Below are 23,658 nucleotides of genomic sequence, written 5' to 3'. Positions count from 1 at the left end.
CATTCCTTGAGGGTTACAGAGTCTTGGCCAGGAAGTCGGCGGTACGTTGCTGGCGCGGTCGCTCGAACACGGCGTCGGGCGTGCCCTGCTCGATCACCCGGCCCTGGTCCATCATCACCACGTGGTCGGCCACGCGGCGGGCAAATCCCAGCTCATGGGTGACGATCACCAGCGTGGTGCCGGAGCGGGCCAGCTCTTCGATCACACTGAGCACTTCCGCCACCAGCTCCGGGTCCAGCGCCGAGGTGGGTTCGTCGAACAACAGCACCTTCGGTTGCAGCGCCAGCGCGCGGGCAATCGCGATGCGCTGTTGCTGGCCGCCTGACAACTGGCGTGGGAACGCATCGGCCTTGTCGGCCAGGCCGACCCGCTCCAGCAGCGTGCGCGCCTGCTCTTCGGCCTGCGCGCGTGGTACGCCGCGCACGGCGATCGGCGCCTCGATGATGTTCTCCAGCGCGGTCAGGTGCGGGAACAGGTTGAAGCCCTGGAACACCATGCCCACTTCCGCACGACGGCGGCGGATCTCGCGCTCAGGCAGTTCGTACAGCGTGTCACCGTCGCGGCGGTAGCCGATCAGCTGGCCGCCAACGGTCACGTATCCGCTGTCGGCGCGTTCCAGGTGATTGATCAGCCGCAGCAGCGTGGATTTCCCCGCACCAGATGGCCCGATCAACACCGTCACGCTTCCAGCGCGCAGATCCAGGTTCACGTCTTCCAGCACCGGCTGATCGCCGAACACTTTGCCCACACCGTGCAGCGACACCGCCGCACCCTCGCCCGCTTCCACCTGGGTGGCGATGCGCGGGCGGTTGATCACGCGCGGCGCACCATCGCTCTGCACGCGCGGGGACGATGACACGCGCGACACCGAGCGCTCACGCAGCAGCTGGCCGCGCGCAAAGCGCTGCTCCACGCGCCGCTGCAGCAGCGACAGCACGGTCAGGATCACCAGGTACCAGACTGTGGCCACCATCAGCAGCGGCACCACCTCCAGATTGCGGCGGTAGATCACCTGCACGGTGTAGAACAGCTCCGGCAACGCCAGCACGTAGACCACCGACGTGCTCTTGGCCAGGCCGATCACATCGTTGAACGCGGCCGGCAGGATCGAGCGCATTGCCTGCGGCAGGATGATGCGGCGCACCTGGCGGCCACGCGGCAGGCCAAGCGCAGCGGCCGCCTCATACTGTCCGTGGTCGACCGAGAGAATGCCGCCACGAATCACCTCGGCCGAGAACGCCGCCTGGTTCAGGGTCAGGCCCAGTACTGCTGCGGTGAACACGCCGATCAATTGCGTGGTCGGGTACGAGAACAGACTGATGCCAGTGAACGGCACGCCCAGCTCGATGGTGCTGTACAGGTAGCCCAGGTTGTTCAGCAGCAACAACAGCACCAGCAGCGGGATCGAGCGGAACAGCCACACGTAGCCCCACGACACCGCAGACAGCAGCGGCGAGCCGGACACGCGGGCCAGCGCCAGCAAGGTGCCCAGCGCGAAACCGAGGCCGGTACCGAGTGCGGTCAGCAGCAGCGTGCGGCCGAGGCCTTCAAGCACTGGGCGTGCGAAGAACCATTCGGCAAAGGTGCCCCAGCCCCAACGCGGATTGCCAAGTACTGATTGAAGGCCGATCAGGATCAGCGCCAGCGCCAGCACCGTGCCAACCACCTGCAGCGGATGCCGGGCCGGTACGACCTTCAACTCGGGCGCTGGCGCTGGGCGCGCAGTGATCCCCTCAAGCGCAGACGACGGCGTACTCATGCGTGGGCTCCGTGCAGCACTGTCTGGGACGGCGAAAGCACTGGCGCCGGTTGCCCAAGAAGCTTCTCGAACGGCAGGTGCGCGATGGTTTCCGGATCCGCGTCCAGATCGAACAGCGCGGTGTAGCCATGGCTGAGGTACAGGCCGACCGCCTCCGGCTGGCGGAAGCCGGTGGTCAGGAACACGCGCCGATAGCCCTGGCGTGCCGCCTGGTCTTCCAGCTCCTGCAGCACGCGCCGCGCGATGCCCTGGCGGCGCAGCCCGGGCAGCGTCCAGATGCGCTTGAACTCGGCGGTATCCGGATCACGATGCGGCATGAAGGCGCCACCCGAGATGGCAGCGCCATCACGCAGCAGCAGCACGAACGCCCCTACCGGTGCGGCGAAGGCCTGCGCCGGGTAGCGCTGCAGTTCCTCGCGGGCGCTGCCGCCGATGCGGCGGCGCACGTCGGCGTAGCGGCTGTCGTACTCCTGCTCCAGGCCATCGAACAGTGGCCGTGCCAGCGGATCATCCACCGAGGTATAGAGGAAGCGTTCGTTGCTGCTCATGTCGCGTCCTTCGCCAGATAGTCTTCGGCCAGCCGTGCCCACAGGCTGGCGGCGGGTGCGATGGCCGCGTCGTTGAACACATAGCGCGGGCTGTGCAGCGGGGCGCTGTCACCGTTGCCCACGAACACGAAGCTGCCGGGCCGCGCCTGCAGCAGGAAGGCGAAATCCTCGCTGGCCGTGCGCGGCGCGAATCCGGGCACTAGGTGTTCGCTGCCGAAGCCCTGCAGCGCCACCTCGCGGATGTAGGCGGTCTGCTGCGGGTGGTTGATCACGCTGGGGAAACCGCGCGGGAACTCGATCTCGGCGCGCGCGCCAAATGCCGCGGCGGTCTGCTCGGCGACCTCGGTGACCCGGCGCCGCAGGACGTCACGGACCTCCGGCAGGTAGGCGCGCACGGTCAGCTTCAGCTCGACCACGTCCGGGATTACATTGGCCGCCTGCCCGCCGTGGATCGAACCGACCGTGACCACGCCCATCTGCCGCGGATCGACGTTGCGCGACACTACGCTCTGCAGCGCGGTGACGATGTGCGCAGCCGCCAGGATCGGGTCGACGCTGCCCTGCGGCTCGGCACCGTGGCCGCCCTTGCCGATCACCTTCAGCCGCGCCCAGTCCACCGACGCCATCGCCGGGCCATCGACAAAGCCGAAGTGGCCCACCGGCACGCCCGGCCAGTTGTGCAGGCCATAGATCGCATCCACCGGGAAGCGCTCGAACAGGCCGTCGGCAATCATCTTCGACGCGCCCGAACCCGTTTCCTCGGCCGGCTGGAACACCAGTTGCAGGGTGCCGTCGATATCGCCGTGATGGGCCAGGTAATGCGCGGCGGACAGCAGGATGGCGGTATGCCCATCGTGGCCACAGGCATGCATCAGCCCCTCGGTCTGGCTGGCGTAGGCCAGCCCGGACGCCTCGTGGATCGGCAGTGCATCGATGTCGGCGCGCAGGCCGAGACGACGGCTGCCCTGCCCGCGCTGCAGCGTACCGACCACGCCGGTGCCACCGAGGCCGGTAGTCACCTCATAGCCCCACTGCTGCAGCAGTTCGGCCACTCGGGCGCTGGTGCGGTGCTCCTCGAAGGCCAGCTCCGGGTGCTGGTGCAGGTCATGGCGGATCGCGATGGCGGCCTCGGCGCGTGCCGCGATCTCCGGCAATACGCCCGTCGCTTGGGAATTCCGCCGGGCATGGCCCGGCGCTACTGCGGATTCTCCGCTCATCGCCTTACCCCACCTTCCGCGCCGGTTCGGCGTCGGTCGCATGGCGGCTGGCCTTGTACGGCAGGCCCAGATGCTCGCGCAGGGTCTGTCCCTCCAGCTCGCGCTGGTGGTAGCCGCGCGCCTGCAGGATCGGAAGCACCTGGGTCACGAAATCGTCCAGGCCTTCGCGCTGTGCGGCGAATCCAAGGATGAAGCCGTCGCTGGCACCGGCATCGAACCAGCGGATCAGCTCATCGGCCACATGCTCCGGCGTACCGATGAAGTTCGGTCGCGGGCTCACTGCTTCCAATGCCACCTGGCGCAGGCTCAAGCCCTTCTCACGCGCATCCTGCTTGATGCGGTCGGTGGTGGAGCGGAACGAGTTGCTGCCGATGTCGCCCAGCTCCGGGAAGGGCGCGTCCGGGTCGTACTGGCTGAAATCGTGGTGATCGAAGAAGCGGCCGAGATAGGCCAGCGCATCCTCAAGCGTGGCCAGTGCGGCGATTGCCTGGTACTTGGCCTCGGCCTCCTCGGCGGTGCGGCCGATGATGGGGCCGATGCCCGGGAAGATCTTCACGTCATTGCCGCTGCGGCCGTGTGCAATCGCCGAGTTCTTCACCTTCTGGGTGAACGCGCGGGTTTCTTCCAGCGATGGCGAATGGGTGAACACCGCATCGGCGTACTTGCCGGCCAACGCAATGCCATCATCGGACGAACCGGCCTGGAAGATCACCGGCTGGCCCTGTGGCGAGCGCTGGATGTTGAGCGGACCTTCCACCTGGAAAAAGCGGCCCTTGTGGTCGAGCCGGCGGAACTTTTCCGGCGCGAAGAACGTGCCGCTGTCGCGCTCGCGCACGAAGGCATCGTCATCCCAGGAATCCCACAGCCCCTGCACCACGTCCAGATACTCGTCGGCGATCTGGTAGCGCAGCGCATGCTCCGGATGCGGCCGGCCATAGTTGCGGCCCGAACCTTCCAACGGCGAGGTCACCACGTTCCAGCCGGCGCGGCCGCCGCTGAGCAGGTCCAGCGAGGCGAACTGGCGGGCAACGGTGAACGGGTCGCTGTAGGAGGTCGACAGCGTGCCGGCCAGGCCGATCTTCTTCGTTGCCGTGGCCAGCGCCGACAGCAGCGAGATCGGCTCGAAGCGGTTGAGGAAGTGCGGGATCGACTTCTCATTGATGTACAGGCCGTCGGCCACGAAGCCGAAGGCGATGCCGTTATCCTCGGCGGTGCGCGCGATGTCGATGTAGAACTGCAGGTTGACGCTGGCATCGGCCGGGTTGGAGGGATGCTTCCAGGCATGCATGTGGCTGCCAGGGCCCTGCAGCATGATGCCGAATGGAATGTGGCGCGGGGTCGTGCTCATGGGAATCGCTCCTGCAGGTCAGGCCACCGCCGCGCGCGGCGCGGGCGACAGCAGTTCAAGGGATGTCAGGCGCGCGTCGAGGTCGGCCACGGGCGCATCGAGAATGAACTCGCCCACGCCGAAACGCCGGTGCAGCGCATCCAGTTCGTCTCGCACGTGCTGCGCATCACCGGACAACACGCTCGGGCGCGTTTCCTCGATGCGGAAGTCGGCCACGCCCACCTGGCGCGCGTACTCGGCAGCCGCCTCTGAGCTGGGCAGGTTCACCGTCTGCCCGGGACCAAGGTGCAGCTTGTAGACGCGCAGCGCACCGATATGACGCGCTGCGGCTTCGGCAGTCGGCGCGGCAAAGGCCACCGTGGCCAGCAGCGGCGGCTGCGAGGAGACGCTGCGGTAGGCGTCGAACGCGGCCTCGATGTGCTTCGGGTCGCCATCGAAGTGCGCGGCGTAGACGAAGCGCCAGCCGAGTTCGGCCGCCTGCTTTGCGCTCTGCGGGCTGGCGCCGAGCAGGAAGCGCTCCGGCGCCTGCTGCGGAACCGGCCGCGCCAATGCCTCGGCTTCGGCACCGGACAGATAGCCCTCCAGGTCGCGCAGTTGCTGGTCGAAGTCGGCGAACGCCGGGCGCCCAGCCGCCAGCGCCGCGGTCGATGCCGGCAGGCCGCCGGGTGCCTTGCCCACGCCCAGGTCCACGCGCCCTGGCGCCAACGCCGCCAGCAGGTTGAAGTTCTCCGCGACCTTGTACGGCGCGTAGTGGCGCAGCATCACCCCGCCGCTGCCGATGCGGATGCGCCGGGTCTGCGCCAGCACCCAGGCCGCCAGCACTTCCGGCGCCGGGCTGGCCAAGGTCGGGGCTGCGTGGTGTTCGGCGAACCAGTAGCGGTGGTAGCCCAGCTGCTCGGCACGCTGCGCCAGCTGCAGGCTGTTGCGCAGCGCCTGCTCCGGCGAGGCACCTTCGGCCACCGGGCTCTTGTCCAGCACGCTGATCTGATAACTCATGGTCGCGTCCTCGCTCAGGGGTGGGCCACGGGAATGCCGAGCAACCCGTTCAGTGCGGCCAGGATCGGCTCGGCACCGGAGATGTACTGGCGGTCCTGATGCGCGCCGCTGGCCAGGTCGCTGCGCACGCCCTGCGGCAGCACCAGCTTCGGCAGCGACTGGTCCTGCTCGCCGATCTCGGCGATCACCTCGCGGCGCGGCCGCGCGAAACCGATGCGGCGTACATCCAGCTGCGCGTCGAGGCCGTCGATGCTCGACAGCGCCCCTTCCAGCAACAGGCTGTGCCGGCAGAAGAAGCGCTGACCGGGAATCTGGCCGTCCTCGAATTCGCGGTCGAGCAGGAACAGGATGGGTTTGCTTGCTGCGTCGAGCGTCACTGGGGGGGCCTCATCTGTGCCGGCAATGCGATGCCGCTTCGATATCGATGCTAGAGATGCCAGCGGCTGCCATAGCGCTGCCTGGCGACAATCGGCGGTCAGATCCGGCCACGCAGATGCGCCTTGGCCATATGCAAAGCGCCGCCGGTTATGGCATCAGGCGATGCGTCGCAGCGGCGCCGCTACCGCCAGCGCCTGCGTAGCCAGATGCCCGGCCGCACGCTCGGTCGCCAGCGCGATGCGGGCCTGCAACGCTGCACTGTTGATGTGCTCGCCATCGAAGTCGGCCGGCGTGGCATACACGCCGATCGGCAGCGTGTGCGCCTGCAGGAAACTGAACAACGGCCGCAGCTGGTGGTCGATCACCAGCGCATGGCGCTCGCTGCCACCGGTCGCCGCCAGCAGCACCGGCGTATCCACCAGCGCCTCCAGTTCGATGAAATCGACCAGGTGCTTGAACAGCCCCGGATACGAACCGCGATGCACCGGCGCGGCCACCACCAGCAGTTCGGCGGCCTCGATGGTCTGCAGCGCCTGTTCCACCGCCGGTTCCACCTCACCGCGCGACAATGACTGGCCCAGCGAGCGCGCGATCGGCGCCAGCTCCACCAGCTCCACGCTGGCATGCACCCACTGCTGCAACGACGCCAGCAGGTGCCGCACCAGCAGCAACGTGCGCGATGTCGCCGAACTGGTCGGCGACCCCACCACTGCAACCACCTTCAATGCAGAAGACATGAACTGCTCCCTTGTAGCGCCGAGCCATGCTCGGCTGCCTTTGGCCTGAACCTCAGAACCGGTAACTGACCCGCCCATACCAGTACGCCCCAACGTTGCCCAGCACATCGCCGTTGTCCCAGGTCGTCTCGATGCTGGCCACGTCGGTGGCACTGCGCGCGTACTCGGGCACCTTGCGGGTGCGCTTGTCGAACACGTTGTTGATGCCCAGCGCCGCGCTCCAACCCGCACCCAGTTCCACGCCACCGGACAGGTTGGTCACCAGCACCGGCGGCTGCTTGTATTCCACGCCGTTGTTCAGGCGCTTGATCGGGCCGTAGTAGGTGAAATCCAGGTTCGAGCGCCAGCGCCCGTTCTGCCAGCCCAGCCCAGCCACCTGCGTATAGCTGGGCGTGCGGAAGCGCAGCGCGTACTCGCTGGTCTTGGTCAGCAGGTTGATGTTCGGCAGCCCCTGCAGCGCCCCCGGAATGTCGCTGACCTTCTGGATGGTGGTACGGCCGACGTTGGCCGCGTAGCTCCAGCGCAGCTTGCCCCACGACGTTTCCTGGTTCGCCTCCAGGGTCAGTTCGACACCGCGCGTGCGGGTGTTGCCCACGTTGGTGAAATAGCTGGCATAGAAGGCATCACCCGGCAGGATGCTGATGCCGGCCGTACCCAGCAGCGTATCGATGGTGTTCTTCTGCGCCGCACTCAGCACCGTGCCGCTGTTGTCGGTGACGCGTGCAGGATCCTGCGCGTTGTAGCCGATCTGGCTGGACTGGCCGAGCTGGCCACGGATGTCGATCTGATAGGCGTCCACTGCCAGGTGGAACGCCGGGCTCGGGTCCCAGGTCACGCCCAGGCTGTAGTTGGTGGCCTTTTCCGGCTTCAGCGGCGTGGCACCCAGCGCGATCGCCGCCGGCGAAGACACCTGCGCCACCAGCGTGGTGCCGCACGGGCAGCTGCCAGTGGCCTGGTAGAACTGCGCACCCAGGCTGGGCGCGTGGAAGCCGTTGCTGACCGTGGCGCGCACGCCCAGCGCATCGGTGAAGTCGAAGCGCGTGGTCAGGCGGCCGGTGGAGACACTGCCGAAGTCGGAATGGTCTTCCCAGCGCGCGGCCGCATCCAGGTACCAGCGCGAGGTGATGTTGGTGGCCGCCCCCACGTACACCGCCTTGCTGTTGCGGGTAGCCTTCACCGCGTCCGCAGTGGAATAGCCGACGAAGGCCGCAGCACCAAAGCCGGTGTACGACTCCCACTGCCCCGCCCCACGCTCATACTGTTCATGCTGGTATTCGGCGCCTGCGCTCACTTCCAGCGGCGAAGCAAATGCCGCCACCTCGAAGCCACGTCGCAGGTCCAGGTTGGCGATGCCCTGCTGGTAGTCCAGCTTGCCGTCATAGAAATCCGTGGGCGAGCCGGGGTACGGCAACGAGTAGTTCACCGAGTTGCGGGTATAGGTACGTACCGTGCTGCGGTTGCCGGTCAGGCTGGCGTCGTAGTCCCAGCCCGCGATCTGGCCTTTCACACCGGCAGTGCCGGTGTACTGCTTCTCCTTGGTTTCCAGCACCGGCAGGAAGCCATCGGGAAACACGCTCAGCACGCCGCGCGCCTTGTAGGTGGTGAAGATGGTCGCCGGCAGGCGGAAGTTCTGGATCGCCTGCGCGGTACGGTCACTGGCCGTGGCATTGGCGTAGAACTGCGCGCTGTCGCCCAGGCCATGGCCCACGTTCACCGCAAACGCCTTCAGCGCATACGACGGGGAACTGAGAATCGTGTTGGCCTCGGCATTGCGGCTGGCTTCTGCCGGGTTGGGCGAGGCGCCGGCCGGCAGCCGGTTGTTTGGCCGCAACGCCACCAGATTGCCGTTGGCATCCACCGCCGGATAGCTCAGATAGCCATCGATGTAGCGGCGGGTACGGATCGCGTGGTGCTGCCGCGTGGTCTCGCCGGACAGGTTCACGAAGCCATCCTGGCCCCACGGCAGGCCCACGTTGGCACGCACGCTGGTGCGCGAGCCATCGCCGTCGGTGCTCTGCCCGCTTTCCACCGACACATCGCCACCGTGTGCCTGCGATTTCAGGATCACGTTGACCACGCCGGTGATCGCATCCGAGCCATAGATGGCCGAAGCGCCATCGCGCAGCACTTCCACATGGTCGATGGCCGACACTGGAATCAGCGCGAGGTCAGCCCAGGCGTGCCCCGGAAAGCCACCACCGTTGGCCCCGCTCACGTAGGCACTGGCATTGCGGCGCTTTCCGTTCACCAGCACCAGCGTGTAACCCGGTGACAGGTTGCGCAGCTGGTAGCCGCGGATCAGGCTTTCCTGGTCGCTCTGGTAGCCGCCAATCTGGCTCAGCGACGGCAGGCTGCGCTGCAGCGCTTCCAGCAGGTTGCCCTGGCCGGTCGCAGCAAGGTCCTCTGCGGAAATCACATCGATCGGTGTGGAACTGTTCTTCACCGTGCGCGTGCTGGTGCGTGAGCCGGTGACCACCACGGCATCCAACGTGGACGCTGCCACGTTGGCCGTCGCGGCGGTGGCAGCAGGATCTGCATTGGCTTCAGCCGCATGGCTGGGCGAGGCGGCGAGGACAGCCGGGATCAGGACGGCGAGAGTACTCAGGACAGGGGCGTGGGCGGCAGGCATGGGGGCTCGTGGGAGTGGGCCGGAAACACGCTTCCATTCAAGGGCCTGTTCACCTGGTGCGACAGGCGGGATCACGTCACCCAACCGTCATATCCGGCCACCCACATGACCGCTGGTAATGACGTTAGGTGGCCCACACGCATGGGGGTCGGATCCCTTTTCAAAGGAAAAGGGCTCCGACCCCGGTTTCCATATGCCCGCCCGGCATCACCTCATGCCCGCGCACCACTCAGCGCCGCGCACCGCCACCCGTAGCATCAAGCCATGCCCAGCCCACCTGCCGATCCCACCGCGCCACTCGTTGCCATCGTGGCCTGCCACGGCCAGGGGCTGTTCGAATTCGGCTGCGCGGTAGGCCTGTTCGCACCGGTGCGGCCGGAACTCGGCGTCGCCTGGTACCGCACCCAGCTGTGCGCGGGTGAACCGGGTGCGCTGCGCATGCTCGGTGGAACGCAGGTCCAACTCCCCTACGATCTCAGCAGCGTCGATGATGCCAACATCATCGTCATCCCCGGTTGGCGCGAACCCAGCGAGCGTCCGCCACAGGCGCTGCTTGATGCACTCATCCGTGCCCACGCACGCGGCGCGCGCATCGCCTCGATCTGCTCCGGTGCGTTCGTGCTGGCATGGGCAGGGCTGCTCGATGGCCGCCAGGCCACCACCCACTGGCGCCTCACTGAAGCGCTGGCGCGCGACTTCCCGCGCATCGATGTGCGCGAGGATGTGCTCTACGTAGATACCGGCAGCATCATCACCTCGGCCGGCTCGGCCACCGGCATGGACATGATGCTGCACATGGTGCGCAAGGACTACGGCGCGCGCGTGGCCAACCTTGTAGCCGAACGGCTGGTGCTGGCGCCATGGCGTGATGCCGAACGCAGCCAGCGTGTCAGCCGGGCCATACCCAACGGCGAGCCCACGCGGTTGGCAAAGCTGATGGAATGGATGCGCCGCAATCTGCGCGAGCCACACTCACTTGGCAGCCTCGCCGAGCAGGCCGCGCTCAGCCAGCGCACCCTGCAGCGGCAGTTCCTGGAAGCCACCGGCCTGTCGCCGATCGACTGGCTGATCCGCGAGCGCGTAGCTTTCGCGCGTGAGTTGCTGGAAACCACCGACCGGCCGCTGCAGTGGATCGCCGAGCAGGCCGGCTTTGGTTCGCAGGAATCCTTCCGTCGGCACTTCCGTGGTCAGGTCGATGCGAGCCCTACCGAGTACCGCAGCCAGCATCGCGGCGGTCTTGGCGCGGATCGGCTGGTCGGCTGCTGATTCTGCAGTACGTCGTGCTGCGGGCCTGCGTCGCTCACAACGGGGTGGTGCGCCGATGGATCCGCCAGCACTGCCCGGCAAACCCGATCACGAACACTACCAGGCAGCCGAGCAAGGTCTGCAACACCACCGGTGCCATCGGCGCCGCCGCCAGCGGGTGTGCCACCGGCAACCGCGTCAGCGTTTCATTCACGCCGGGCACCAGCGACAGCAGGAAGCTGAAAGACAGCGCAAAGGTCGACAGGTAGGCCGCCAGCCGTCCGAGGAAACGCAGTCGCAAAGCCAGAACACCGCCGAACGCCACCAGCAGCACGATCACGCCGAAGGCGTGGGCGGGATTGAGCCCACCGGTGCTGGACACGGTGAACGAGGTCGCCACCGACAGCACCAGGCCAACCAGATAGATCCTGCCCGAACGCGTGCCGGGATCGATCGCCCGGTGGCGGATGAAGCCATACAGGCCGGCCAGGATCGGCACCAGGCTGATAGCGGTATGGATCGCTCCGGGTAGGGTAAGGGGATGTGCCATCGGTATCTCCGCTGATGAGTTGAACCTACTAGTAGGTAGGCTAATGGACTGAAAAGAAGGCCCGCATAGCCGCAGGCCCATCACACAAACGTCAGGCGGCTGCGCTCACCCGCGCGATGGCCAGCCGGGCCAGCGTCGCGAACGTGGCCGCATCACCGAAACCGCGCGCAGCCAGCATGGCGCCATGCACCGAGGACATGAACGCCTTGGCCTCATCGGCCGCCGAGGCCTGCAACTGCAGCTGGCCCATGGCAGCGCCCTTCTCCAGAGTCACCGCCAGCCAGCCGCTCAGGTCCTCGAAATGGCCGCGCACTTCCTCGGCAATTTCGTCCGGAATCATCGGCGCTTCGGCGGCCAGCATCGCGCAGATGCAGAACGAGGACGTCCCCCCTGCAATGCAGCTGGACCAGTAATCCACATAGGCATTGAGTTCCTGCAACGGGTCGCCCAACTGCCGGTCCAGCAGCGCCAGGCCTTCACGCGCCTCGGCCCGGTACAGTTCAACCACCGTGCGCACCAGGTCCGCCTTGCTGGGGAAGTGGTGGTGGATGCTGGCCTTGCTGATGTTCACCCGCGCCGACACGTCGGCATAGCTGAAACCGTTGTAACCACCGGCTTCCAGCAGCGATCGGGCATGCGCCAGGATCTCCTGGGCTTTGGGCGAGAGCGACTCTTTCATGGCAATTAACCTACTAGTAGGTAGATGCCCTGTCAACCACTCTCTGCTGCACCCGCCGGGCATCGCCCCGGTAGAGACGGCCGCAGGCCGGCTTGCTGGCAACGTGACCTTCGAATGCCCCCTCAATGCGAAGACACGTACACCGCATCGGCGGGCGGAGGTGGCAGCGAGAAACTGCGCCGCATCCGCGCGACCTCGGCCGCCGGCGGCAGCGCGAACAGGCGCTTGAACTCACGGTTGAACTGGGACGGACTGGCATACCCCACCGCCAGCGCCGCCGCTTCGGCAGTCATCCCCTGCCGCAGCATCAGCAGCCGTGCCTGGTGCAGGCGGGTCGACTTCACGTACTGCATCGGCGACGTGCCGGTAATCGCGCGGAAGTGGTCGTGGAAGGTCGCCACACTCATGCCCGCTTCGGTGGCCAGTTGCCCCACGTCCAAGGCGGTGGCATATCCCGCATGGATCGTGCGCAGCACCCGGCCGATGCTGCCGAAGCGCCCGCGCATGGCCAGCGCCTCGCGCATTGCGCCGCCCTGTGCGCCGGTCAGCACGCGGAAGTACACCTCACGCACCAACGCCGGGCCGAGCACGGCAGCCTCCAACGGGTCGGTCAGCGCCTCCAACAGGCGCAGCACCGTGACCTGCATCGGCGCCTGCATCGGGCTGGACATCATGCTCTGCGCCGGTGTCTCCGAGGTGCCTGCCTGTTCGCCCAGTTCGATCAGCAGATCCACCGCCAGCTGCAGATCCAGATGCAGGTAGATAGCCAGCAGCGGCACCTCTGCCGACGCATCGGTTTCCATGGTGAACGGTACCGGCACCGACACTGCCAGGTAGTGCTGTGCGTCGTACTGGTAGACCTGCCCGCCCAGATAACCCCGTTTCACGCCTTGGCAGACGATCACGATGCCGGGGTCGTACAGCACCGGCGTGCGCGCCAGTGGCCGGTCCGATCGCAGCAACCGCACCCCCGGCAGGGGCGTGAGCGTATAGCCCTCCTCCACCGCCAGCGTCTTCAGCAGGCCGACCATGCGCGCCTGCACCTGCCGTTGCAGGGAGTTGACTACCGGCACGGGCACTCCAGAGGAATAGGCAAGAATGGCCGAATCCTAGGCCTGTGAGCCCGGTCGTTCAAGCACTAACGTGCAAGCACTACCCACCACGAACGCTCCCTCATGACCTCTTCCCGCCTTCTCCTCATCACCGGTGTCAGCAGCGGCTTCGGCCGCGCCCTTGCCCAACAGGCCCTGCTGGCCGGCCATCGCGTAGTCGGCACCGTGCGCAACGAAACCGCCCGCCAGGCGTTCGAAGCGCTGGCGCCCGGCCGCGCATTCGGCCGCCTGCTGGACGTAACCGATACCGCCGCCATCAATGCACTCGTCGCCGATATCGAAACCAACATCGGCAGCATCGACGTGCTGGTCAACAACGCTGGCTACGGCCACGAAGGCATCCTCGAAGAATCCACGCTCGCTGAGCTGCGGCAGCAGTTCGAAGTAAACGTGTTCGCTCCGGCCGCGCTGATCAAAGCGGTGCTGCCGCACATGCGCGCGCGGCGCCGCGGCCACATCCTCAACATCACCTCCATGGGCGGTTTCATCACGATGCCGGGCATCGCCTGGTACTGCGGCAGCAAGTTCGCACTGGAGGGCATCAGCGAAGTGCTTGGCAAGGAAGTCGCGCCGTTTGGTATCCACGTCACGGCCGTCGCGCCGGGCTCATTCCGCACCGACTGGGCTGGCCGCTCGATGGCGCGGGCGCCGCGCAGCATTGACGACTACGACGCATTGTTCGATCCCATCCGCAGCGCGCGCGAAGCAAAGAGTGGCCACCAGCTCGGTGATCCAGTGAAGGCTGCGCAGGCCATGCTGCAGGTCATCGACAGCGACGCCCCGCCCCGCCACCTGCTGCTGGGCAGTGATGCATTGCAGCTGGTGCGGGCGAAGCTGGATACGATGGCCAAAAGCATCGACGCGTGGGAACAGCTGAGCCGTTCGACCGACGGCCCGGGCTGAGTTCAAGCGGTAACCGCGCTACCACGTCAGAGCTTTCGCGCCAGCAACATCCCCGGCCAGCCGTCCACATTGAACGGCGCGATGCGCGTGTAGCCGCAGGACTCATAGAAGCGCACCAGGTCGCCGCTGCCTCCGCCGTAGCAGTCCACGCGCAGATGATCGAGGCCGGCAGCGCGTGCCTGCTCGTCGGCAAATGCCATCAGGCGGCGGCCAATGCCACGCACGCGCACCTCACGCGAGGCCACCAGTACCCGCACATACAGCTCCGGCCCGATGGGCGCAGGCACGTAGGGCATCGACTCGCCCAGCGCCAGGAATGCGTGCACCCCGCCCTGCTGGTCCTGCGCCACCCATGCACCCGGCAGCGCGCACGCATCGGTCACCTGGGTGATCCGGCGCGGCATCGTCGACCACGGTTCACTGCCCCATTGCTGCAGATTGCCGATCGACACGAACCATTCGATCACCTCATCGAACAATGCCAGCACCGCAGGCGCATCGGCCACGCTGGCGCGGCGGATGTTCAAGGTGTCCTTTCCTGTTTCAGTCATGCGCGCACTCCTTTCAACGCGTCAATCAACTGCCACGAGGATGCCGGCCAGCGGCCGGCACTACCAAGGCCGGAAGTCCGTGGGCCGGATTTGACATGCAGGCATTTGCCTGCATATAGTCATCCCAAGGACGGCACCCGCCCGCCCACGCGAGGAACCTGCAATGGTGGATATCGCACACAGGGTCGGCATCAAGGCCCCCGCAAGCCAGGTGTACCAGGCCCTGGCCACCCCCGAAGGCGTGGCCGCCTGGTGGGCCGAAGACACACAGGGCGACCGCGAAGCTGGCGGCACGGTCAAGGTGCGCTTCACGAACAACGGCCAGGAAATCGGCGCCATGGAAATGAAGCTGGAACAGCTCACCCCCAGCGAGCTCGTGCTGTGGCGGTTCCTCGCCGGACCTGCCGAATGGATCGGCACCCACGCGCGCTTCGTGCTGAAGCAGGAAGGCGACTACTGCATCGTCCTGTTCACCCACGAAGGCTGGAAAGAGCGCGTCGAGTTCACCTCCCACTGCAGCACCAAGTGGGCGGTGTTCCTGATGAGCCTGAAGGCGCTGCTGGAAACCGGCAAGGGCCAGCCCAACCCACACGACGTCAGGATCGACAACTGGAATTGAAGACCTCCCCATGGCAATAGACCACGTGCGCGACGCAGACAGAGTTTTCAAGGCACTGGCCGATCCCACGCGCCGCACGCTGCTGGATCTGCTCTGCGAAGACAACGGCCAGACGCTCGGCCAGTTGTGCGAGCACCTGGACATGGCCCGGCAATCGGTCACCCAGCACCTGGGCCTGCTGGAAGACGCCAACCTGATCAGCACCGTGCGCCGTGGCCGCGAGAAGCTGCACTTCATCAACCCGGTGCCGCTGCATGAAGTCTATGAGCGCTGGGTACGCAAGTTCGAGCAGCAGCGCCTGAGCCTGCTGCATGACCTGAAACGAGAACTGGAAGGAGAATGACGATGTCCGCAGAGTCCACCCGCTTCATCCACGTGATCTATATCGCCTCCACGCCAGAGAAGGTGTTCGAGGCCATCACCCGGCCCGAGATCGCCAGCCGTTACTGGGGCCACGAGAACGTCTCGGACTGGAAGCCCGGCTCGCGCTGGCAGCATGTGCGCGCCAACGAAACGCGCTCGGTCGAGCTGGTCGGCGAAGTGGTGGAAAGCACCCCGCCCTCGCGACTGGTCATCACCTGGGCCGCCGCCTCGCAGGCCGACAATCCGGATGCCTACAGCCGGGTCACCTTCGACATCGTGCCCTACCAGGACATGGTGCGCCTGACCGTCACCCACGACGAACTGGAACCCGGCAGCGGCATGGATACCGGCATCCGCCAGGGCTGGCCGATCGTGCTGTCGAGCCTGAAGTCGTTGTTGGAGACGGGCAAGGGGCTGGATGTGTTTGCCAAGCCGAGTGCTACCAGCTGAATCGCCGCATTCGGTTGACACAGAACGAAGACTGCTACGACCGCGTTCCGACGCGCGCACCGACACGATCGCCCACAGGCATCCCTGGCGACGTTCGATGAGTGCTTCAGACGCAGAGTCCCTGCACAGCAAAGTGGCGGCGGTCACCCTTGGCTTCTGGGTGATGAAGATCGCCGCCACCACCCTCGGCGAGACCGCCGGCGACCTGCTGTCGATGACGCTCAACCTGGGCTACGTGGCCAGCTCGGCCATCCTGCTGGCGATCTTTGCCGGCCTGTTGGCCCTCCAGCTGTCTGCACGGCGCTTCCACCCGGTGCTGTTCTGGTCGGTGGTGCTGGCCACCAGCACCGCAGGCACCACCATGTCCGACCTGCTCGACCGCACCCTCGGCCTGGGCTACGCCACCGGTGCCAGCCTGCTGGCCGGCTGCCTGGCGCTGGTGCTGCTGGCCTGGCGGCTGTCGGAGAAGTCGATCTCAGTCAGCAACATTGAATCGCGCCGCGCCGAAGGCTTCTACTGGACCGCCGTGCTGTTCTCCAACACGCTCGGCACCGCGCTGGGTGATTTCCTCGCCGACGATTCCGGGCTGGGCTTCACCGGCGGCGCACTACTGATCGGCAGCCTCATCGCGCTCACCGCACTGGCCAGCCGCATCAAGGGCATCAACCGGGTCATCCTGTTCTGGATCGCCTTCGTGCTCACCCGCCCGTTCGGCGCCACCTTCGGCGACCTGCTCACCAAGCCGCTGGAAAAGGGCGGCCTGGGCTTCGGCACAGTAGGTTCATCGCTGGTGCTGTTCACTATTCTCGCCACACTGGTGGCGCTGCCGATGCTGCAGCGTAAGGCGCAACCAGCCTGCTAGCGGGCGGTCCAGCCCCCATCCACCGGCAGCGCCGTGCCGGTAATCTGCGCCGCCGCGTCCGAGGCCAGGAACACCACCATCTCGCCCAGCTGCTCGGGCGTCACGAACTGCAACGAAGGCTGTTTTTCAGCCAGCAGCGCGCGCGCAGCGGTCTCCTGATCCGTGCCCTCGCGCTCTGCCAAGGCGGTGATCTGCTGCTCAACCAGCGCCGTTCGCACCCAGCCCGGGCAGATGGCGTTGGCGGTGATGCCGCTGCCCGCATTCTCCAGCGCGGTCACCTTGGTGAACCCCACCACGCCATGCTTGGCCGCCACATAGGCCGACTTGTTCACCGAGCCCACCAGCCCATGTACCGATGCAATGTTGATGATGCGGCCGGCGCCCTGCAGCTTCATGTGCGGCAACGCCGCTGCCGTTGCATGGAACACCGCCGACAGGTTCAGCGCCAGGATCGCATCCCACTTCTCGACCGGAAATTCCTCGATCGACGCGGTGTGCTGGATGCCCGCATTGTTCACCAGGATGTCGATGCGGCCCATCTTCGCGACGGCGTGTTCGATCATCCCGCGCACCGCCTCGCCACGGGAAAGATCGGCGCCGTCATGCGCCACGCGCACGCCGAACTCGGTTTCCAGCTTGGAACGGATGCGTTCGATCTCCGCAGCATCGCCGAAGCCATTCAGCACGATATCGGCACCTTGCCGCGCCAGGGCTGTGGCGATGCCAAGACCGATACCACTGGTGGAGCCGGTGACCACCGCAACCTTTCCAGAGAACATGCGCGAGCTTCCGTCGGGGGTAGATGGCCAGTGTAACGTCGCCTGCCGCCGCCCAACCTCCTACATGCCCACGTCCAATGAATGCGCCTGCAGAAACTCCCTGGCGTACTCATCCCCAGCCTGCGCCGAGGCGCGGATCAGGGACACCGCACGCGGCACATCCCTGGCGACACCGTTGCCATGGAACAACGCCAGCCCAAACTCGTACATGGCAGACGGATAGCCGGCCTTCGATGCCTGCTCAAAGCACGCGGCCGCCCACGTGACGTCCTGCTCAACGCCGTCACCCGTCAGCAGGCACAGCCCTACCGCGTAGATCGCGGGGATATAGCCCTTCTCCGCCGCCTGCTTGAGGGTTGCGAAGCTGTCCGCATCGGCATGTACGTCGTCCTCCCCTGCAGGCATCGAAGAAGAGAGAAACAACGCTTCGGCACACCCGCGTGCAAGCTGCGGGGCCAACAGCCGCCGCGCCTCGGCAATGTCACCACGGTCGAGCACCGCATCGAAGTCGGTCGTGAGCTGGGTTGGCATGTCCGTCATGGCGCAGGCGACCTTCCTGTTCGCGGGCATCCTTTCGTCCCGTTGGCATTATGCCTGCACCACGCCAGGGCATCCCGCCAGCCCCACAAGGCCGGATGACCTGAAGCCTCTCTGCACCCATCGCTGTTGGCCCTATAGTCAACGCAATCCACCCATGGATGGCCCGATGAACCCCTGCAAGGCCCTGCTGCCCGCCGTTGTCGCCGCACTGCTCTCCCCCGCCATCAGCCAGGCTGCCCTGCCCGCGCAGCCAGCCACGCCGCTCACCACCGGCAGCGTGCGGGTGGATATCGCGACCGGCCGCGTAGATGGCGATGTATGCGTATCCAATGCCCCCGCCAACGCCCAAGCCCACTTCGTGCTCAACGCCGGCCTCAACGTCGCACGGGTCACCGATGGCGAGGGCAAGCCCGTAGGGTTCGACGGCTGGTACGACCCGGGCGTGGATGGCGAAGCGCGCGTCTACACCCTGGCCGAACCCACCACCACGCTCTGCGTGCAGTACGTCGGCGCGTTCCCGCTGTACCCGAAATACGATGCCCTGGGCGACTTCAAAGGCATGATGGCCTTCAACGGCGACAGCGCCCGTTTCACCGAACAGTCCGCGTGGCTGCCGCAGGCGTTCGACCCCAAGGCACGCCTGCGCAGCAGCGAAAGCCGCTATGACCTGCAGGTGGACTGCGCCGGCTGCCGCTTCCTGTATCTCAACGGCAGCCCGGCCATCGAAGGCGCACGGGGCCGCTTCCGCAGCGACAACGCGCGGCCGATCCTGCTGTTCGGTGGCAGCGGCCCGATCACCCGTACCGCGCAGGTCACCATCCTCAACGAGACCCTGCCCACGGCCAAGGTCGATGCACTGTCCAGCACCGTGCAGAAGGTAGCCAACGTGCACAGCCGCTACATGGGGGTGCCGCTGGTCGACCGCCCCACCTTCCTGCGCATGGTCACGCTCAACCAGATCGAGCGCGACCGCGAAGGCAGCGAGTGGGGCTTTGCCACCTGGCCCACCATCGCCATGAGCGGCAGCATCGGCAACGTGGCCGACTCGCTGCTGGCCGGTGGCGAGAAGGCAGAGCGGCGCGTGCAGTACATCGCGCACGAAATGGGCCACTACTACTTCGGTACGCTGAACCGTCCGCAGGGCCCCTACTTCTGGGTGCTGCTGGAATCCAGCGCCGAATTCCTGTCGATCAAGGCGCTGCGCGAGATCAGTGGCGATGCCGCGGCGGATCGCTACATCGCGCGACTGCAGTCGGCCATCGACACGCAGGACAAGCCGCTGCCCGCGATTGATGCCATCGACGGCAAATCGGATCTGGGCGAGATGTATCGTTACGTCTATGCGCCCTTGCTGTTGCTCTCGCTGGAGAAACAGGTGGGTGAGGCGAAGATGCAGGCCTTCATGCGCGGGCTGCTGGTCGCGCCGTCGCCGAAGAGCTGGGCGGAGCTGCAGGGCATCGCACTGAAGGCCGGCATCGATGCCAAGGCCTGGGAACATTGGCGGGCCAGCTGTGTGGCAGGTGGCAAACCGAGGTGCCGGTAAATCCACGCCACGCGTGGATTCATTACCTCAACGTCCGCATATCTGAATCATCCAGCACCGTGTTCAAGGCAACGGTGCCACCTTACCCCAACCAACTAGAGCAGCAGCTGGAGAATCTTAGAAGAACAGACCCGCCTGATCGACGGTCGCCAGTGGATTGGCCTTCCGCACCGCCTCCAGAAAGAGCAGGAAGTCGCGGTTGAACAACGTCAGGTTGTTGGTGAACGTCACGCGCTTTCTGCCCGATGCTTTGCTGAAGCACACCTGCCAGACATAGCGCCCGTAGATCCTGTCAGAGGTGCGTGTGACTGAGGTGATCTGCGAAAGCGGAACCCCTGTGGGCACCGGCCCCCGCCGCATGTAAAAAGATTCTGCGTCAAAGAAGTAGTGCTCGTGATCCTCTTTGCCATCCACCATCACCAAGGTCATGGACGTGCCGGAAATCCGGCGAGGGGGATTCAATCGCAGCCCGGATCCCAACGTGGAACGCGCGGTCGCTGACATTCGCCGAAGGATGAACCAAAGGATCACCAACGGAAGTGCCGCGAGGACAATGAAGCCCACAGTCTTCAAAACAGTTTCCAGCGTGCTTGGCACACAGATCTCCAACGTGAACATTCAGGCATTGGCGATGCCCGAGTAGATCCACGCCACGCGTGGATGCTCTGGCCTCAACGCCCCATTTACTTCCAATGATCCGGCCCCAAAAACGGCAGGCTCAATACCGGAACCGCCACAGGAATCAACGCCGCGCCCAGCACCTTCCCGGCCGCCGTCCCACCCCCCGGCTTGTCCGTATCGTCCGGCCGGATCCGCTCAGCCCGCGCGGTAATCGACTGCGGCAGCTTCGCCTTCGCGGCCAGCGCCGCAGCATCCGGCAACTTCACTCGCTCGCCATCACTCTCGAACAGCGCGCTGTAATAGCTGCCGCCCTGCCTGGAAAGATTGCAGTCCGGGTTGGCCGCCAACTCGTAGCGGGTCCGGGCTTCAAGGATGTACGGCTGGCGCGTCAACGCAGCGATGGCCTTGGCCACCCGCGGGCTGATCTCCAACCGCTCCAGCTTGAACTGCGCCGCCTGTTCCGGCGTCACCTGCTCCGGCCGCAGCAGCAGTGCGTAGCTGCCATGCACCTTGCTCCTGTCGGCCGGCACGCGCCAGTCCTCACGGAAGTACAGCTGCGCGCAGACCACGGCCTCGCGCAGCGGGCTGTCCATCAGGGCGCGGTAATCACGGAACGGCGCGGCGTCGAAGCGCATCGGCTCGTCATAGACCGGCAGCAGATACAGCTTGCCGTCGTCGGCCACGAATGCGCTGGTGATCTCGCGATTGGAATGGTGGTAATCCGGCCCGCTGGCGCAGCCAGACAGCAAGGTCAGGCACAGGACCGAAAGAATGAAAAGGATGGACGTTCGCATGTCGTGTTGAATGGCTTCCCTGGAAAACCGGCCCCACCCATAAGGACGGGGCCAGTCCGCCATGGTGCCACGGCGCCGCTTGCGATGTAGACCCCGCCCTACTTCAACCGCTCGACCAACCGCTGCCCCACCTCCAACGCCGAAGCCGGGTTCTGGCCGGTAATCAGCTCGCGGTCCACCACCACATGCCCGGTCCACGGCGTGGCATTGCTGCTGAACTTCGCACCCGCCCGCTGCAACGCGGTCTGCGGGTAGAACTTCATCTCACCGCCGCCCAGCAGCGGCTTGGCCTGCGCTTCTTCCTGGTTGCTGATCACTGTCATCTGGTAGCCGCTGTAGATCCACTTCGGCGTAACCGGCGTCGCGCCCGCCTCCAACTTCGCCACGAAACCAACCGCATCCGGCAGCGTGGACAGCAGCGCGATCGGCCCGTGGCAGACCAGCGCGGTGGTCTTGTTGCGCTGGTGGAAGTCGGCCAGCAACCGGCCCAGCGCGGGGCTCTTCAGCAGGTCCTGCATCGGCGCGTGGCCACCGGGAATGTAGACCGCATCGAATCGCGCGTAGCCCTGCTGCTCGATGCGCGCCAGGCTGACCACCGGCGAGGCGGTCGGCGAGGTCAGCGCCAGCTTCTCCAGCAGGTCCTTGTGCAGCGTCAGCTGCGCGGCATCGTTGCCGAAGTACGCGGGCGTCACCGAGGACGCATCCACCGTCGGTGCCTGCCCCTGCGGCGTGGCGAAGGTGACCTCGTGGCCCGCGTCCAGCAGCAGCTTGACCGGCTGCATCAGCTCGTTGAGATAGAAGCCGGTGGACAGCACCTTGCCGTCCTTCAGGTCCAGGTGGTTTTCGTCGGACAGCACCACCAGCACGTTGGCGGCCTGCGCGCCGCTGGCGGCCAGGGTCAGGGCCAGCGCTGCGGCCAGCCGGGTCATCAGGTTCATGGGGAACTCCTATCAGGGAATGGCCGCCACTTTATTCATCGCCCCAGCGGCGATAAATTGGCCCCATCGCAAAACATCTGTTCCCCGGAGAGCCAAATGAGCCGCAAGTTCGACTACCTGGGCGATGTGGAAGTGTTCCTGGCGGTGGTCGAGCACGGCTCGTTCACGGCCGGCGCGGTGGCGCTGTCCACCACGCCCTCGGTGCTGAGCCGCGCCGTCACCCGGCTGGAAGCGCGGCTTGGCCGGCAGCTGCTGCAACGGACCACCCGCCGCGTGGGCCTGACCGACGCCGGGCGGCTCTATCTGGAACAGGTGCGCACCGCCTTCGGCCTGCTGGACGACGCCGAGCGCGACGTACTGGCCCAGGATGGTGCGCTGGCCGGCCGCGTGCGCCTGAGCGTGCCCACCACCTATGGCCACTACCGGCTGCCGCCCGTGCTGGCGCGCTTTGGGCAGCAGTACCCGCAGGTGCAGGTGGAACTGAACATCACCAACCGCAACGTGGACCTGGTGGCCGAAGGCTTCGACCTGGCCATCCGCCTGGGCCAGCTGCCGGACAGCGGGCTGGTGGGGCGAAAGCTGGAAGATGCACCGCTGCTGCTGGTGGCCGCACCGGACTACCTGCAGCGCCGCGGCACGCCGCAGACGCTGGACGACCTGCAGCAGCACCTGTGCCTGCCGTTTGTGATGCCGCGCACCGGGCGGCTGGCCCCGTGGATCTTCCGCGACAACGGGCGCGATGTGGACTGGCTGCCGCGTTCGTCCATCGAGACCTCCGACGATGTGCTGGGCGTGGTGTCGCTGGCCGAACAGGGGATCGGCATCTGCCAGAGCTATGAGTTCATCGTGCGCGAGCGGTTGCAGCGTGGGCAGCTGGTGGAGGTGCTGCCGCAGCTGCGGGGGCGATCGCGGCCGTTCTCGGTGATCTATGCGCCGCATCGGCGGCAGTCGGCGGCGGCGCGGGCGATGATTGAGTTGCTGGTGGGAAATGCGGCTGAGGCTGGCGTTGCTTGAAGCCGCAAGGCTCGCTGGCGGTGTCGGGTTTGAACCGATTTTCGGGGTGTGCGGTCTGTCGGGTGCCACTGCCTGCCGAAGCAGACTAAGAACTGTTGCAAAGAAGGCCGTCGCGCTATTCGCTTGTGGCATGGGCGATTGCGCCAGTTTGATTCGTCATCAGCAGAGCAACTGCGCGAATGCGTCTGCTGGCGTCGCGTGCTGCACGAATGGTGCATGCCACAATAGTTCTTCGCTCTCGAATTCTGCGATTCCGTCGCGAATTTCTATTGGCGTTCGAAGCGGCTGCGTAAACACCATGGCGCGCCACCGACAACGGGTGGCAGCGGGCGTCCAAACCCGAGACAGATAGTTGTTTACGCTTGCCCGTCGGCACCGTCCTTAACCGGTGCCGGCGGGCAATCCGTCGGCCTTTATGGCGGGCGGTGCGTGGGGGTCTTCGGACCCGCCGGCTATTGACAACTGTCTGTCCCGGTTTGGAAC

25 protein-coding genes are annotated in these 23,658 nt (G+C 66.1%); 8 read left to right on the top strand and 17 right to left on the bottom strand.

Annotation, left to right across the window (positions count from 1 at the left end):
- Window positions 1-13: 13 nt before the first annotated feature.
- From AC5P57_RS05935 to AC5P57_RS05900, 8 genes are all read right to left on the bottom strand, one after another.
- On the bottom strand, window positions 14-1,759 hold the full coding sequence (locus AC5P57_RS05935) for an amino acid ABC transporter permease/ATP-binding protein (protein WP_315974207.1): 1,746 nt from the start codon (window positions 1,757-1,759) through the stop codon (window positions 14-16).
- Window positions 1,756-2,307: a GNAT family N-acetyltransferase gene (locus AC5P57_RS05930; protein ID WP_106549611.1), complete on the bottom strand. Its 552-nt coding sequence runs from the start codon at window positions 2,305-2,307 to the stop codon at window positions 1,756-1,758. The genes AC5P57_RS05935 and AC5P57_RS05930 overlap by 4 nt, the downstream gene beginning before the upstream one ends.
- Window positions 2,304-3,524, bottom strand: coding sequence for a M20 aminoacylase family protein (locus AC5P57_RS05925; protein WP_262235661.1), 1,221 nt, complete (start codon window positions 3,522-3,524; stop codon window positions 2,304-2,306). The genes AC5P57_RS05930 and AC5P57_RS05925 overlap by 4 nt, the downstream gene beginning before the upstream one ends.
- Before the next feature lie 4 nt (window positions 3,525-3,528).
- Window positions 3,529-4,872, bottom strand: a complete 1,344-nt coding sequence (locus tag AC5P57_RS05920; protein WP_099552893.1) for an LLM class flavin-dependent oxidoreductase — start codon at window positions 4,870-4,872, stop codon at window positions 3,529-3,531.
- A gap of 18 nt (window positions 4,873-4,890) precedes the next feature.
- The gene (locus AC5P57_RS05915; protein ID WP_262235660.1) at window positions 4,891-5,868 is read right to left on the bottom strand and encodes an MsnO8 family LLM class oxidoreductase; all 978 of its coding nucleotides are present in this window, start codon (window positions 5,866-5,868) and stop codon (window positions 4,891-4,893) included.
- A gap of 14 nt (window positions 5,869-5,882) precedes the next feature.
- Window positions 5,883-6,245: a DUF3088 family protein gene (locus AC5P57_RS05910; protein ID WP_032960011.1), complete on the bottom strand. Its 363-nt coding sequence runs from the start codon at window positions 6,243-6,245 to the stop codon at window positions 5,883-5,885.
- Window positions 6,246-6,401: 156 nt separating this feature from the next.
- Window positions 6,402-6,983, bottom strand: coding sequence for an FMN reductase (msuE, locus tag AC5P57_RS05905; RefSeq protein ID WP_262235659.1), 582 nt, complete (start codon window positions 6,981-6,983; stop codon window positions 6,402-6,404).
- Window positions 6,984-7,035: 52 nt separating this feature from the next.
- Window positions 7,036-9,612, bottom strand: coding sequence for a TonB-dependent receptor plug domain-containing protein (locus AC5P57_RS05900; protein WP_262235658.1), 2,577 nt, complete (start codon window positions 9,610-9,612; stop codon window positions 7,036-7,038).
- A gap of 264 nt (window positions 9,613-9,876) precedes the next feature.
- Here AC5P57_RS05900 and ftrA point away from each other — a divergent pair, with 264 nt between their 5' ends.
- Entirely contained in the window at window positions 9,877-10,878 is a 1,002-nt protein-coding gene (ftrA, locus tag AC5P57_RS05895; protein ID WP_099552897.1) for a transcriptional regulator FtrA, read from the top strand.
- 34 nt (window positions 10,879-10,912) lie between these two features.
- Here ftrA and AC5P57_RS05890 read toward each other — a convergent pair whose 3' ends face one another.
- The 3 genes from AC5P57_RS05890 to AC5P57_RS05880 form a co-directional block, all read right to left on the bottom strand.
- Window positions 10,913-11,407: a hypothetical protein gene (locus AC5P57_RS05890; protein ID WP_262235656.1), complete on the bottom strand. Its 495-nt coding sequence runs from the start codon at window positions 11,405-11,407 to the stop codon at window positions 10,913-10,915.
- 91 nt (window positions 11,408-11,498) lie between these two features.
- Window positions 11,499-12,086 carry a TetR/AcrR family transcriptional regulator gene (locus AC5P57_RS05885; protein ID WP_099552899.1) on the bottom strand — a complete coding sequence of 196 codons (588 nt, stop codon included), beginning with the start codon at window positions 12,084-12,086 and terminating at the stop codon, window positions 11,499-11,501.
- 122 nt (window positions 12,087-12,208) lie between these two features.
- A complete protein-coding gene (locus AC5P57_RS05880) occupies window positions 12,209-13,159 on the bottom strand; it encodes an AraC family transcriptional regulator (RefSeq protein ID WP_262235655.1) in 951 nt (316 codons plus the stop codon).
- 102 nt (window positions 13,160-13,261) lie between these two features.
- Between AC5P57_RS05880 and AC5P57_RS05875 the strand changes: the two genes are divergently transcribed.
- A complete protein-coding gene (locus tag AC5P57_RS05875) occupies window positions 13,262-14,101 on the top strand; it encodes an oxidoreductase (RefSeq protein WP_262235654.1) in 840 nt (279 codons plus the stop codon).
- A gap of 26 nt (window positions 14,102-14,127) precedes the next feature.
- On the opposite strand, the gene AC5P57_RS05870 is transcribed toward AC5P57_RS05875, so the two are convergent.
- Window positions 14,128-14,652, bottom strand: coding sequence for a GNAT family N-acetyltransferase (locus tag AC5P57_RS05870; RefSeq protein WP_099552901.1), 525 nt, complete (start codon window positions 14,650-14,652; stop codon window positions 14,128-14,130).
- 163 nt (window positions 14,653-14,815) lie between these two features.
- On the opposite strand from AC5P57_RS05870, the gene AC5P57_RS05865 reads away from it, so the two are divergent.
- From AC5P57_RS05865 to AC5P57_RS05850, 4 genes are all read left to right on the top strand, one after another.
- Entirely contained in the window at window positions 14,816-15,271 is a 456-nt protein-coding gene (locus AC5P57_RS05865) for an SRPBCC family protein (protein WP_262235653.1), read from the top strand.
- A gap of 10 nt (window positions 15,272-15,281) precedes the next feature.
- Complete coding sequence (locus tag AC5P57_RS05860) at window positions 15,282-15,614, top strand: ArsR/SmtB family transcription factor (RefSeq protein WP_495219504.1); 333 nt, start codon at window positions 15,282-15,284, stop codon at window positions 15,612-15,614.
- A 2-nt stretch (window positions 15,615-15,616) separates the two neighbouring features.
- Complete coding sequence (locus AC5P57_RS05855; RefSeq protein ID WP_262235650.1) at window positions 15,617-16,084, top strand: SRPBCC family protein; 468 nt, start codon at window positions 15,617-15,619, stop codon at window positions 16,082-16,084.
- A gap of 97 nt (window positions 16,085-16,181) precedes the next feature.
- Window positions 16,182-16,946, top strand: coding sequence for a COG4705 family protein (locus AC5P57_RS05850; protein WP_262235649.1), 765 nt, complete (start codon window positions 16,182-16,184; stop codon window positions 16,944-16,946).
- On the opposite strand, the gene AC5P57_RS05845 is transcribed toward AC5P57_RS05850, so the two are convergent.
- Together AC5P57_RS05845 and AC5P57_RS05840 are read right to left on the bottom strand one after the other, a co-directional pair.
- Entirely contained in the window at window positions 16,943-17,725 is a 783-nt protein-coding gene (locus tag AC5P57_RS05845; protein ID WP_262235648.1) for a 3-hydroxybutyrate dehydrogenase, read from the bottom strand. The genes AC5P57_RS05850 and AC5P57_RS05845 overlap by 4 nt on opposite strands.
- A 60-nt stretch (window positions 17,726-17,785) precedes the next feature.
- Window positions 17,786-18,295 (bottom strand): tetratricopeptide repeat protein, encoded by a 510-nt coding sequence (locus AC5P57_RS05840; RefSeq protein WP_262235647.1) that lies wholly within the window; start codon window positions 18,293-18,295, stop codon window positions 17,786-17,788.
- 136 nt (window positions 18,296-18,431) lie between these two features.
- Between AC5P57_RS05840 and AC5P57_RS05835 the strand changes: the two genes are divergently transcribed.
- Window positions 18,432-19,808: a hypothetical protein gene (locus AC5P57_RS05835; RefSeq protein ID WP_262235646.1), complete on the top strand. Its 1,377-nt coding sequence runs from the start codon at window positions 18,432-18,434 to the stop codon at window positions 19,806-19,808.
- A 117-nt stretch (window positions 19,809-19,925) separates the two neighbouring features.
- On the opposite strand, the gene AC5P57_RS05830 is transcribed toward AC5P57_RS05835, so the two are convergent.
- From AC5P57_RS05830 to AC5P57_RS05820, 3 genes are all read right to left on the bottom strand, one after another.
- On the bottom strand, window positions 19,926-20,405 hold the full coding sequence (locus AC5P57_RS05830) for a hypothetical protein (RefSeq protein WP_262235645.1): 480 nt from the start codon (window positions 20,403-20,405) through the stop codon (window positions 19,926-19,928).
- Window positions 20,406-20,491: 86 nt separating this feature from the next.
- Window positions 20,492-21,223: a hypothetical protein gene (locus AC5P57_RS05825; RefSeq protein WP_495219515.1), complete on the bottom strand. Its 732-nt coding sequence runs from the start codon at window positions 21,221-21,223 to the stop codon at window positions 20,492-20,494.
- Window positions 21,224-21,321: 98 nt separating this feature from the next.
- A complete protein-coding gene (locus AC5P57_RS05820) occupies window positions 21,322-22,161 on the bottom strand; it encodes a type 1 glutamine amidotransferase domain-containing protein (RefSeq protein WP_262235644.1) in 840 nt (279 codons plus the stop codon).
- 96 nt (window positions 22,162-22,257) lie between these two features.
- Here AC5P57_RS05820 and AC5P57_RS05815 point away from each other — a divergent pair, with 96 nt between their 5' ends.
- A complete protein-coding gene (locus AC5P57_RS05815; protein WP_262235643.1) occupies window positions 22,258-23,175 on the top strand; it encodes a LysR family transcriptional regulator in 918 nt (305 codons plus the stop codon).
- The last annotated feature ends 483 nt before the right edge of the window (window positions 23,176-23,658 follow it).

It is taken from the genome of Stenotrophomonas sp. YJH_SMC_79, from assembly GCF_059367995.1.
The sequence above is the reverse complement of the archived record's forward strand: the minus strand, read 5'-3'. Positions and strand labels throughout refer to the sequence as shown.